Raw genomic sequence first — 11,942 nt, 5'->3', positions numbered from 1 at the left:
AAATCAGTAGTCGATGAGCTGATGCTCGCGCAAATACGCGAGGATCACTTGTGCTTTTTCGACCGAACTCCCTTCATTTACGACGTTGCCGCCGCGGCTTTCCGTCGTCGTCGCGGACAGCATCCGGGCATGCCCGGAGCGCTTCTCGGCGGCGACCAGTTTTACGGGTTTACGCTCGACCGGACCGACCGTCCACGCGGCCGCGTCGGCGTTCGCGCCGGGCGCCGCGAGCGCCGGCCGGATCGCGCCCGCGCGCAGCCGCGCGTACGCGTAGCGCGGCTCGGCATTGGCGAGCGGATGGACGGCAATCACGGCCGGCAGCGCGGCATCGACGCGCCGCCGCAACCCTTTCGGCAAAAATTGCCGGACGGCCGCGCGACCGCCTTCGACCGTCACGTCGACGGCCGAGCCGACCAGCGGATAACCGAGCGTCGCGGCGATGCGGTACGGCAGCATGCCGGTGTCGTACGCACCCTCGGCGCGCGTGCCGGTCAGCACGAGGTCGTAGTCTTCGATGCGCGCGGCGAGCGCGTGCACGGCATCGTCGCCGTCGCGACAGGCCAGCACCTCGACCTCCCGCGCGCCGAGCGCGAGGTATTCGGCAAGCGCCCCGTTCGCGGGGTCGCCTGCATGGATCACGTCTAGCTTCGCGCGATGCTGCTCGGCGAGCTGGCGGCCGGTTTCAAGTGCGGCCGCATCGTTGCGGCTGTAGCGCGCGACGCCGCTGACCGGGTGCCGGCCAATGGACACGAGCACCGCGATGCGTTGCAAGGGACGGGGGGCGTTCATGCGGCAACTCCTTCCGGTTCACGGGTGCCGACCGCGGCCGGCGATTCGCCGCGCGCGGCACGCGCGGCCTGCACCTGTTCGATCAACGCGGCGATCGTCGCCTGCGCGTCGCCCACCACCGTCAGGTTCGCGCGCTTCGCGATCGGCGCGCTGCCGTCGAGGTTCACCGCGATCACGTGGCGGCAGTCCTTGATCCCCTGCAAGTGCTGCACCGCGCCCGAGATGCCGAACGCGATGTACACGCTTGCCTCGACCGTCTTGCCGGTCGCTCCGACCTGCTTGTCGCGCGTGAAGTGGCCGTTGTCGACCGCGACGCGGCTCGCGCCGATCGCGGCGCCGAATGCACCGGCCAGCTGCTCGAACGCGCCGATGTCGGACACGCCGTTGCCGGCCGACACGATGAAATCGGCTTCCTCGAGCGCGACCTGCGCCGCATCGATTTCGTCGAGGCCGAGATCGCGGTACGGCTGCGTGGCGTCATGGGCCGGGCGGATGAAATCCGCGGCCAGGCGTTCGCCCGCGCCGACAAACGGCAGCTTCGCGTCGACCGCGTTCTGCGCGAGCAGGATCACGTCGGGCAGCGCGCGCGTGGCAAACGCGCGCCCGGCCTGCGCATACGCACCGACGTGCTTCGCGTCGATCTCGACGACGTGGGTCGCGACGCTCGCGCCGGCGGCTGCCGCGTAACGCCGGCCAAGATCGCCGTCACCCGTTGCGTTGTCGGGTACGAACACGTGTTTCGGTGCGAGCGCGGCCACACAGGCCTGCAATGCTTGCAGTTCGCTTTCGGGATCGAACGTGCGGCGATCGAAGCCGGTCAACTCGAGCAGCTTGTCGACGCCGAGTTCGGCTACGTCATCCTTCAACTCGCCGAACGCGAGCAGCGCGACTTCGGTTTGCGCGTCGGCGAGCACGGCGGCAGCGGCGATCGCCTGCCGCGAATGGTCGTCGAGCGCGCCGCGTTCGCCGTGCGCGACCACCAGCATCACGTGCTTCGGATCCTGCAGCGCGCGGCGCGGCTTCGCGGCCGCTGCGCCATGGCCGTGAGCGGCCCCGTACGCGGCGTTCGCATCGGCGCTGCCTTCCTCGCCGAGCGTGATGCGCTTCAGGCCGGCGGCCGTGATGATGAACGGCCGGCGCGGATCGATTCGTTTGATCGTGTTCATCGATTCACTCCAGCGAGGCGGCGACGAGTTCGGCGACGTCGAGCACGTCGGGGCGCGGGCCCACGACGCCTTCGAGCATGGCCGTGCAGTTCGGGCAGGCAACCGCGACCACGTCCGCGCCGATCGTGCGTGCGTCGGCGATGCGGATGTCGGGAATGCGCTGCTTGCCGGGGATGTCGGTCAGCGGCGCACCGCCGCCACCGCCGCAGCAGCGGCCACGCATGCCGTTGCGCTCCATCTCGACGACCTGGATGCCGATCGTCTTCAGCAGCTTGCGCGGCGCTTCCGTCTCGCCGTTGTAGCGGCCGAGGTAGCACGGATCGTGGTACGTCGTGCGCTTTTCCTGCAGCGCCTCGATGGCCTTCGGTGCGATCTTGCCGCTGTCGGCGAGTTCGGCGAGATAGGACGTGTGGTGCTTGACCGTCACGCGCAGCCCGAGCGCGCGGTATTCGTTGCGCAGGCTGTGCATCACGTGCGGGTCGGCCGTCACGATCTGCTTGTACGACAGCGTGCCGAGCGTGCCGATCAGGCGCTTCGCCATCTGCTGGAACGTCGCTTCGTCGCCGAGCCGACGTGCGACGTCGCCCGTATCGGTCTCGGTCGAGCCGAGCACCGCGTAGTCGACACCCGCCTTGTTCAGCACCTTCACGAACGCGCGCAGCGTGCGCTGGTAGCGCATGTCGAATGCACCCTCACCCGCGACGAACAGCACGTCGACCGGCTTGCCCGGCTGTGCGACGGGCGCGCTCAGGTCGACCGACCAGTCGTAGCGCGCGGCGGTGTCGTAGCCACCCATCGTGCCCGTCTCGCGCAGGTTCGCGAGCACTTCCTGGCCCTTGCCCGGCACCGTGCCGTGCACGAGCGTGCGGTTGCGGCGCATGTCGACGATCGCGTCGACGTGTTCAATCAGCATCGGGCATTCTTGCACGCAAGCGCGGCAGGTCGTGCACGACCACAGTGTCTGCTCCTCGATCAGGCCCGACACGATCGGGCCGTTCGGCTCACCGCGATGCTGGCCGACCGCGAGGCCCGGCGACGGGCTGCCCGCGTAAGCCGCATCGGTGCCGCCGGCCATGCCGACGACAAGATCCTGGATCAGCTTCTTCGGGTTCAGCGGCTGGCCCGACGCAAACGCGGGGCACGCGGCTTCGCACTTGCCGCACTGCACGCAGGCGTCGAAACTCAGCAGCTGGTTCCAGCGGAATTCGACCGGCTTCTCGACACCGTATTCCTGATGCTCGATGTCCGGCAGCTTCAGTGCGGTCGGCGGCGTGGCCGTGCCGTTGCCCGTGAACGATTCACGCGTGGCGGCAAACCGTTCCTGGCGCGGGTGGAATGCAAGGTGCAGCAGGCCGGCGATCGCATGCTTCATCGGGCCGCCCTTCGCGGCGCCGACCGTCATCGTGAACGCGCCGACGCCGATCAGCACTGCGCAGAGCACCGCGAACGCACCCGACATCGCGCCGGTCGGCACCAGCATGAACAGCACGAGGCCGAGCGCGAACGAGCCGAGCAGCCAGGGCAGCGTATTCCACGGGCCTTTCGACAACCGTGCGGGCACGTCCTTCGCCGCGCGCCGGCGCCACACGAACACCGCGCCGACCAGCATCGCGAGCGCCGCGAGGAAGATCAGCTTGTCGAGCCACGGCGAGTAGATCGCGAGGCCATAGTTGATGAACACCAGCGCAAGCGCGCCGATCGCGCCGCCGGCCGTCGCCACGTGCGTCTTCGCGATGTACGGATCGCGGGCGACCACGTGGTGCAGGTCGACGAAATAGCGCTTCGGGATCGCGAACAGGTTCGCGACGCCGAACGAGCCGGGCGCCGTGGCGCGGCCGAGCCGCCAGTAGGACGAGCGCTTCGCGACCGCGAACGCGAGCCCCGCCACCGACAGCCACAACAGGGCGGTAATGAGGAAGGACGGGTTCATCGTTTAGAAATCCTTCACGAGACGCAGCGAGTCGTAGATCGCACCGTGGACGTTGTGCATCGAAATGCAGTCGCCGACACGGAACAGCAGGAAACGGCCGTTGCCGAGTTCTTCCGACAGGCACGGTTGCGGCTCGGCCGCGAACAGCGTGTGCGGATCGATCTGGCCGCGGTTCACCGATTCCGGCTTGAGCTTCCAGTACAGCTCGTCGTTCGGCGACGAACCGTTCTCGATCACCACCTGGTCGACCGCGCGCTCTTCCAGTTCTTCCGTGTACTCGTTGCGCAGCACGGCAATCATCTTGCCGTCCTCCTGATAGACGCGATCGAGCATCGTGTTCGGTGTCGGGATCACGCCGAACGCATACAGGCGGCGATAGAAGATCGGAAACGTCGTGCCGCCGCAATCGTCGGCGACCTTCACGTCCGGCGTGACGACCTCGACCTTCGAGCCGCGGCTCGCCATGAAGTCGGCCACGCCCGCACCGGCATGCGTGCTCACGCCGTCGAACAGCAGCACGTTCTGCTTGGGCTCGACCTTGCCGGTCAGGATGTCCCACGAGCTGACGGCCAGACCTTCAGCCACGCCCCAGCCCGGCACCTGCCACGTGAAGCTCGACCCGCCCGTCGCGAGCACGACGATGTCCGGCTTCTCGGCCATGATCATCTTCTCGTCGGCGGCCACGCCGAGACGGCGGTCGACGCCGAGGCGCTTCGTTTCCATGTCGAACCAGCGGATGATCCCCGACATCTGTTCGCGCTGCGGCGCCTTGGCGGCGATCATCACCTGCCCGCCCACTTCCGCATTCTTCTCGAACAGCACGACGTCGTGGCCGCGCAGCTTCGCGACGCGCGCCGCTTCAAGCCCCGCCGGGCCCGCGCCGACCACCACGACCTTGCGCTTCGGGCCGCGCGACTTCTCGATGATGTGCGGCATCGTCGCTTCACGCGACGTCGCCGCGTTCTGGATGCACAGCACGTCGAGGCCGTTGTACTGGCGGTCGATGCAGTAGTTCGCGCCGACGCACTGCTTGATTTCGTCTTCGCGGCCGTCGCGGATCTTGATCACCATGTGCGGATCGGCGATCTGCGCGCGCGTCATGCCGACCAGGTCGATCATGCCGGTCGCGAGCAGGCGCTCGGCCTGGCCCGCATCGCGGATGCTCTGCGCGTGCATCACCGGAATCTTCACGACCGACTTGATGCCGGCCGCGAGGTGCACGAACGGCTCCGGCGGCAATGCCATCGGCGGCATGCAGTTCGCGATCGTGTTGTGCGTGTCGCCACCCGAGCCGACCACGCTCAGGTAGTCGATCAGGCCCGTCTCCGACATCGCCTGTGCGATTTCCTTCAGCGCTTCGTGATCGAGGCCGTCCTCGTGGAATTCGTCGCCGCACATGCGCAGGCCGACGCAGAAATCCTTGCCAACCGCCTCGCGCACGGCCGTCAGCACTTCGATACCGAAGCGCAGGCGGTTTTCCAGGCTGCCGCCCCATTCGTCGGTGCGGTGATTCGAACGCTTGCTCCAGAACTGGTCGATCAGGTGCTGGTGGGCGGCCGAGATTTCGATGCCGTCCATGCCGGCTGCCTTCACGCGCTTCGCGGCCGCCGCGAAATCGCCGATGATGCGGCGGATTTCCTCGATCTCGATGATCTTCGCGTTGCCGCGGTGCACGGGTTCGCGCACACCCGACGGCGACATCAGGTGCGGCCAGTGCTCGCCGTGGAACGACGAGCGACGGCCCATGTGCGTCGCCTGGATCATGATCTTCGCGCCGTGCTTGTGCATCGTGTCGGCGAGGCGCGTGAGCGGATCGATGATCTTGTCGGTCGACAGGTTCACCGATTTCCACCAGCCCTGCGGGCTGTCGATCGACACGGGGCTCGACCCGCCGCAGATCGCGAGGCCCACGCCGCCCTTGGCCTTTTCTTCGTAGTAGCGGATATAGCGGTCGCCCGGCAGGCCGCCCGGCTCGGCATACACCTCCGCATGCGCGGTGCTGACGATCCGGTTACGCAGCGTCAGCTGGTTCAGCTGCATGGGTTTGAACAGGTGGGGATAACGCATCGCTGGCGACCTCTGGCGTTCGAATGTCTCGTGTTGCGGGTGTTGTTTTGTAGCGGTGAATCAGTGCGTCAGTGCGCGATCGGCGACACTTCGAAGACGCAGTGGTCGTGATGCTCGGCCGCGCACTGCACTTCCAACGATCGCGCACGCGGGGCGCCCTTGCCTTCCGGCGTCGTGTCGTTGACCCAGTCCATCGCGCCGGCGAACCAGCCTGCGAACATGTAGCAGAGCTTGCCTTCCTTGCCCGGCTGCTGGAGCACGAACGACGAATGGCGCAGCTCGATCTTTGCCCGCGCGCTGGCCGGATCGGCCTCGATGATCGAGAACAGGCCCCAACCGCGTTGCGACAGTCGCTTCAGGTAATGCTCGAACACGGCCATGCCGGTCAGCCCGTGCAGCTTTGCTTCCTTGTCGCACCAGTGGTATGCGGACTTGTAGCCGGCCTTGTAGAGGATCTCGGCATACGCCTCGACGCCGAGCGCTTCCTCGACGGCGACGTGGTTGTTCGTGAAGAAGTGGCGCGGCACATACAGCATCGGCAGCGCGTCGGTGGTCCAGACGCCGGTATCGGGATCGACGTTGATCGGCAGTTGCGGTTGCATCGTGGTGACTCCGTGAGGAAATTGGCCGCGCGGCTCAGTGCGCAGGCGCGACATCGTCCGCGCGCCCGCGCGGCTTGCGCGGGCACGTCCCGATTTTTCTATTGTTGAATCGCGGGTGGCGGTTCGGCTCGATGCGGCGCTTACGCGCCCCACACGTCCTTGAACACGCGCACCCAGTTCTCGCCCATGATCTTGCGGATACGCGACTCCTTCCAGCCGTGGCGTTCCATCGCCGCGGTCAGGTTCGGGAATTCGCCGATCGTGCGGATGCCGTCCGGGTTGATCACCTTGCCGAAGTTCGTCAGCTGGCGATAACGGCCCTTGTCATGCGTCAGCATGTCGAAGAATTCCTTCGCGAAATCCTGCGTGAAGTCCGTGCCGATGCCGACCGCGTCTTCGCCGATCAGGTTCACGACGTAGTCGATCGCCTCGATGTAGTCGTCGATGTTCGCTTCGATCCCACGCTTCAGGAACGGCGCGAACATCGTCACGCCGACGAAGCCGCCTGCGTCGGCGATCTCCTTGAGCTGCACGTCGCTCTTGTTGCGCGGATGCTCCTTCAGGCCCGACGGCAGGCAGTGCGAGTAGCACACCGGCTTCTTCGAGAACGCGATCGCTTCCGACGACGTGTTGCCGCCCACGTGCGACAGGTCGACCATGATGCCGACGCGGTTCATCTCGGTGATCACTTCGCGGCCGAAGTCCGACAGGCCGCCGTCACGCTCGTAGCAGCCGGTGCCGACCAGGTTCTGCGTGTTGTAGCAGAGCTGCACGACGCGCACGCCCATGTCGGCGAACGCTTCGATGTAGCCGAGGTTGTCCTCGAACGCATGCGCGTTCTGGAAGCCGAGGATGATCCCGGTCTTGCCTTCCTTCTTCGCGCGGAAGATGTCGTCCGTCGTGCGCACGAGCGTCAGCAGCTCGCCGTTGTCGCGGATTTTCTTCTTCATCACGCCGATGTTGTCGACTGTCTTGGCGAAGTTCTCCCACACCGACACCGTGCAGTTCGCGGCCGTGATGCCGCCACGGCGCATGTCCTCGAACACCGGCTTCTCGAACTTCGAAATGTTCAGTCCGTCGATGATGATGCTGTCCTGATGCAGCGTGCTCATATCTGCTCTCGCTCGTGGGTCTGTTCTTGTGGGGGTCGATCAGTAGATCGGGAAGCGTTCGCACAACGCGAAGATCTCGCGGCGCACGCGCTGTTCGGTCGCGTGGTCGCCTTCCGGGTTCGCGCGCAGCGCGTCGAACACTTCGAGGATCAGGCGGCCCACTTCACGGAATTCCGCGACGCCGAAGCCGCGCGTCGTGCCGGCCGGCGTGCCGAGACGGATGCCCGACGTGACGGTCGGCTTCTCGGTGTCGAACGGGATGCCGTTCTTGTTGCAGGTGATGCCCGCGCGTTCCAGCGCCTGCTCGACCGGCGCGCCCTTCAGGCCCTTCGGGCGCAGGTCGACCAGCAGCAGGTGGTTGTCGGTGCCGCCCGTGACGAGATCGACGCCGCCGGCCTTCAGCACTTCACCGAGCGCCTGCGCGTTCGCGAGCACGTTGTCGATGTAGGTCTTGAAGTCCGCATGCAGCACTTCGCCGAACGCGACGGCCTTGCCGGCGATCACGTGCATCAGCGGGCCGCCCTGCAGGCCGGGGAACACGGCCGAGTTGATCTTCTTCGCGATGTCCTCGTCGTTGGTCAGCACGAAGCCGCCGCGCGGGCCGCGCAGCGTCTTGTGGGTGGTCGACGTGACGACGTGCGCATGCTCGACCGGGTTCGCGTGGCAGCCCGCGGCGATCACGCCGGCGATGTGCGCCATGTCGACCATCAGCTTCGCGCCAACGCTGTCGGCGATCGCGCGGAAGCGCGCGAAGTCGAGCGCGCGCGGGTATGCCGAGAAGCCGGCGATGATCAGGTTCGGCTTGTGCTCGTGCGCCAGCGCCTCGACCTGGTCGTAATCGATCCGCATCGTGTCGCGGTTCACGCCGTACTGGACGGCGTTGAACCACTTGCCCGACAGCGCCGGCTTCGCGCCATGCGTCAGGTGGCCGCCGGCGTCCAGCGACATGCCCAGCACCGTGTCGCCCGGCTTGGCCAGCGCGAGCATCACCGAGCCGTTCGCCTGCGCGCCCGAGTGCGGCTGTACGTTCGCGTAACCGGCGTTGAAGATCTGCTTGACGCGCTCGATCGCCAGCGCCTCGACTTCATCGGCGAACTCGCAGCCGCCGTAGTAGCGCTTGCCGGGATAGCCTTCCGCGTACTTGTTCGTCAGTACCGAGCCCTGCGCCTCGAGCACGGCGCGCGACACGATGTTTTCCGACGCGATCAGCTCGACCTGCGACTGCTGACGCTCGAGTTCCTTCAGGATGGCACTGCGTACCGGCGCGTCGCGCTCGGCAAGGGGCTGCGAGAAGAAAGGCTGGGTGTTCGACATAGTGCGTCCGTGACGAAGAATAAAGGGCTGTAACCAAAGCTCAAGGCCCGCCCTGCCTGGGTTTCCCGCTGCGCCAGTACAAGGTTGCCGACGGCTCTATTCTTGTCGTTCGGATTTTCGGCGGATTGATGAATTTAGACGCGTTCTTTGCCTTTTCCGCCATGCACGTCCGTTTTATACAAGTGACCGGTCGTGCTTTTTCGGATGACCAACCAAAACGGCGTCGGCTGTTCACCTATGGATACGCACACGGGCAGTGCGTTTGCCGCCCGTTCGGGGTGCGGCGTCTCCCGGTTACGGTGCAGTGCAACATCGGCCTTACACCCAGACAACGTATGGAGCTAGGGTTTAGCCGTATGGCACGCTTGTTGCGCTCGCTCACACAATACCGCTGCCCGCCCCGTGCCCCCCGGGCGTATAGCTATTAGAGATTCTAGGAACGCTCCCCATGTCGCCCGACCGCACAGCGTCGCTGTCCCACTTCGCGTTCATGCCGTTACCGAATTTCACGATGATCGCGTTCACCAATGCGATCGAGGTGCTTCGGATGGCGAACTACCTGAGCGGCCAGCCGCTCTACCGCTGGTCGGTGATCAGCCCGGACGGCGGCCCGGTCACGGCGAGCAACGGCCTCACGGTCGACACGGGCCCGGCCGAATGCGCGGGGCAGCCCGACATCGTGTTCGTGTGCGGCGGCGTCGACGTGCAGCGTGCGACCACGCCGGCCCACCTGTCGGCACTGCGCCGCTTCGCGCGCTCGGGCATCCCGCTTGGCAGCCTGTGCACGGGCACCTATGCACTCGCGAAATCGGGGCTGCTCGCGGGCTATGCGTGCGCGATCCACTGGGAGAACATGTCGGCGCTGAAGGAAGAGTTTCCGGACACGCGCTTCCTGAAGGAACTGTTCGTGATCGACCGCGACCGCATCACGTGCACGGGCGGCGTCGCGCCGCTCGACATGATGCTGAACCTGATCGCCGCGCGCGTGGGCACTGCGCGCGTCACGCAGATCGCCGAGCAGTTCATCGTCGAACACGTGCGCGACACGAGCGCGCAGCAACGCATGCCGCTCGTCGCGCGCCTCGGCTCGGCGAACAAGTCGCTGTTCGAAGTGATCTCGCTGATGGAGAACAACATCGAGGAGCCGCTGTCGCGCGAGGAGCTCGCGCGGCTCGCGAACATGTCACAGCGGCAATTGCAGCGCCTGTTCCGCGAACACCTCGGCATGACGCCGACGCATTACTACCTGACGCTTCGGCTGCGCCGTGCGCGCGAGCTGCTGCTGCAGACCGACATGTCGATCATGCACATCACGATGGCGTGCGGCTTCCAGTCGGCGTGCCATTTCAGCAAGAGCTATCGTGACGCGTTCGGCGTCGCGCCGACCCGCGAGCGCCGCAAGCAGGTTGCGCCGCTTGCGCAGGGTGCGGCGAGTACGGCCCCCGCGTTTCCCACCCATGTACTGCATGCGTGAGCGATGCTGCGCGTGACGCTTGAAAAAAACGGCCATCAAGGCCGTTTTTTTATTGTGCTCAGGATCCCCACACCTGCATTTCATAGAGCGAGTAACCCCACTGCGTCGCGCGCTGCGTGCCGAGCATCCGAACGTAACGACCGCTGCCGTTGAGATTCGGCAGCGTGACGTGGGTATATGAAACGCCGTTGCTCGTCGAATAGATCGTCGTCCAGTTGACGTTGTCGTTCGACGTCTGGATCTGATAGACGAGCGCGCCCGCATCCCAGTACAGATCGACGTGATCGATGTGCTTCACTGCGCCGAGATCCACGGAGATCCACTGCGAACCGACACCGGCGCCTTCCGGTGAATCCCAGCGCGTGCCCGTGGTGTTGCCATCGAACGCCTTGTCGGGCGTGAGCGACGCGTTGTAGCTCGCCGACGCGGCAGCCGGGCGCCCTTGCGACAGCAGCGTCGGCTGCGTGGCGGCCGGGCCGCCGTAATAGCTCGACCCGAGCTTCGCCTTCGTCGTGTCGGCGTTCACGCCGAACTGCGACAGGCTCCAGCGCTGGCCGGTCGTCACGTCACCGACGTAGAGCTGATAGCCGCCCGCCGTCGTCGACGAGAAGAACAGGTAGTTCGTGCCGCTCACCGGCGCCGGATCCGAGTTGTTGCTCACGCAGTCGTTGAGCGCCAGCGCGTTCGGCGTCGAGGCCGGGTCGGCCGTCTTCGAATAGATCTGGTCGGCCCCGCCGCTGTCCTTCCAGCGCGCATAGAACACCATGCCGTCCGCCCGCACGATCGGGTAGTAGGTCTGCAGCCCGGCCGGATGATCGAACACGGCGGTCGCGCCGGTCGCGATCGTGCGCTTCATCAACCCCATGTTCGAGCCGGTGCCGGTCGCGTAGTACACGGCGCTCGCATCCGGTGCGAGGTACGGCATCGAGTATTCGGCGCCGGACGGCGCGTTCGTGAGGCTCACGACCGACGTGAACGTCGGGCCCGCGCTCGTGTACGACAGCGTCGCCTGCTTCACGTCGCCGTTCTGCTTGAACACGAGCGACTTGCCGTCCGCGCTGAACTTCGGGTCCTCGTTGCGCGTCGCGCCCGTGCTGTTCGTCAGGTTGACGGGCGGCGTGCCGGCGCCGAGCTGCAGCATGAACACGTTCCATGCGCCGTTGCTGATGCCCATGAACGCGAGCCACTTGCCGTCGGGGCTGAACACGCCGTTCATCGGATCGGTGATGCCCCACGTGCTCTTGCTCAGTTGCGTCAGCGTATGAGCCGAGAAGTCGTAGAGGAACAGCTGGCTCGTGCCGTCGCCGTACTTCACGTAGCTGTGATAGACGAGCTTGCCGGTCAGCGCGGCGGGAAACGTCGTATTCGGCTGGGCGGCGGGATTGCTGACGCAGGCAGCCTGTGCGGCGCCGGCGGACAGGGTGAGGGCGATGCCGGCCACGAGGCCGGCGGCGAGAGTCTTCAGTTTCACGCTGGATGCTTCCGGAT

9 protein-coding genes are annotated in these 11,942 nt (G+C 66.1%); 1 reads left to right on the top strand and 8 read right to left on the bottom strand.

Annotated features, from left to right (window positions below; genetic code table 11):
* Positions 1-3: 3 nt before the first annotated feature.
* The 7 genes from KEC55_RS29730 to KEC55_RS29700 all read right to left on the bottom strand — a co-directional run bounded on the left by KEC55_RS29730 (position 4) and on the right by KEC55_RS29700 (position 8,980).
* Positions 4-789: an electron transfer flavoprotein subunit beta/FixA family protein gene (locus KEC55_RS29730; protein ID WP_282508638.1), complete on the bottom strand. Its 786-nt coding sequence runs from the start codon at positions 787-789 to the stop codon at positions 4-6.
* A complete protein-coding gene (locus KEC55_RS29725; RefSeq protein ID WP_176048374.1) occupies positions 786-1,955 on the bottom strand; it encodes an electron transfer flavoprotein subunit alpha/FixB family protein in 1,170 nt (389 codons plus the stop codon). The genes KEC55_RS29730 and KEC55_RS29725 overlap by 4 nt, the downstream gene beginning before the upstream one ends.
* A gap of 4 nt (positions 1,956-1,959) precedes the next feature.
* A complete protein-coding gene (locus KEC55_RS29720; RefSeq protein WP_282508637.1) occupies positions 1,960-3,885 on the bottom strand; it encodes a (Fe-S)-binding protein in 1,926 nt (641 codons plus the stop codon).
* 3 nt (positions 3,886-3,888) lie between these two features.
* Entirely contained in the window at positions 3,889-5,952 is a 2,064-nt protein-coding gene (locus tag KEC55_RS29715; protein ID WP_282508636.1) for an NADH:flavin oxidoreductase, read from the bottom strand.
* Between the two features lie 68 nt (positions 5,953-6,020).
* On the bottom strand, positions 6,021-6,554 hold the full coding sequence (locus KEC55_RS29710) for a DUF5943 domain-containing protein (protein WP_089475447.1): 534 nt from the start codon (positions 6,552-6,554) through the stop codon (positions 6,021-6,023).
* Positions 6,555-6,694: 140 nt separating this feature from the next.
* Entirely contained in the window at positions 6,695-7,666 is a 972-nt protein-coding gene (locus KEC55_RS29705) for a dipeptidase (protein WP_059239233.1), read from the bottom strand.
* A 39-nt stretch (positions 7,667-7,705) separates the two neighbouring features.
* Positions 7,706-8,980, bottom strand: coding sequence for a serine hydroxymethyltransferase (locus KEC55_RS29700; RefSeq protein ID WP_282508635.1), 1,275 nt, complete (start codon positions 8,978-8,980; stop codon positions 7,706-7,708).
* 448 nt (positions 8,981-9,428) lie between these two features.
* On the opposite strand from KEC55_RS29700, the gene KEC55_RS29695 reads away from it, so the two are divergent.
* Positions 9,429-10,454 carry a GlxA family transcriptional regulator gene (locus KEC55_RS29695; RefSeq protein WP_282508634.1) on the top strand — a complete coding sequence of 342 codons (1,026 nt, stop codon included), beginning with the start codon at positions 9,429-9,431 and terminating at the stop codon, positions 10,452-10,454.
* A 58-nt stretch (positions 10,455-10,512) separates the two neighbouring features.
* Here KEC55_RS29695 and KEC55_RS29690 read toward each other — a convergent pair whose 3' ends face one another.
* Positions 10,513-11,925, bottom strand: coding sequence for a discoidin domain-containing protein (locus KEC55_RS29690; RefSeq protein ID WP_282508633.1), 1,413 nt, complete (start codon positions 11,923-11,925; stop codon positions 10,513-10,515).
* Positions 11,926-11,942: the final 17 nt, after the last annotated feature.

Source organism: Burkholderia cepacia (assembly GCF_029962485.1).
Classification (GTDB): domain Bacteria; phylum Pseudomonadota; class Gammaproteobacteria; order Burkholderiales; family Burkholderiaceae; genus Burkholderia.
Note: the sequence above shows the minus strand (reverse complement) of the source record. Positions and strands in the feature narration are given on the sequence as shown.

Coding starts and splice junctions, on each gene's coding strand:
- KEC55_RS29710 (WP_089475447.1), bottom strand. CDS start 6,554: ATGCAACCGCAACTGCCGATCAACGTCGATCCCGATACCGGCGTCTGG.
- KEC55_RS29695 (WP_282508634.1), top strand. CDS start 9,429: ATGTCGCCCGACCGCACAGCGTCGCTGTCCCACTTCGCGTTCATGCCG.
- KEC55_RS29700 (WP_282508635.1), bottom strand. CDS start 8,980: ATGTCGAACACCCAGCCTTTCTTCTCGCAGCCCCTTGCCGAGCGCGAC.
- KEC55_RS29720 (WP_282508637.1), bottom strand. CDS start 3,885: ATGAACCCGTCCTTCCTCATTACCGCCCTGTTGTGGCTGTCGGTGGCG.
- KEC55_RS29730 (WP_282508638.1), bottom strand. CDS start 789: ATGAACGCCCCCCGTCCCTTGCAACGCATCGCGGTGCTCGTGTCCATT.
- KEC55_RS29725 (WP_176048374.1), bottom strand. CDS start 1,955: ATGAACACGATCAAACGAATCGATCCGCGCCGGCCGTTCATCATCACG.
- KEC55_RS29715 (WP_282508636.1), bottom strand. CDS start 5,952: ATGCGTTATCCCCACCTGTTCAAACCCATGCAGCTGAACCAGCTGACG.
- KEC55_RS29705 (WP_059239233.1), bottom strand. CDS start 7,666: ATGAGCACGCTGCATCAGGACAGCATCATCATCGACGGACTGAACATT.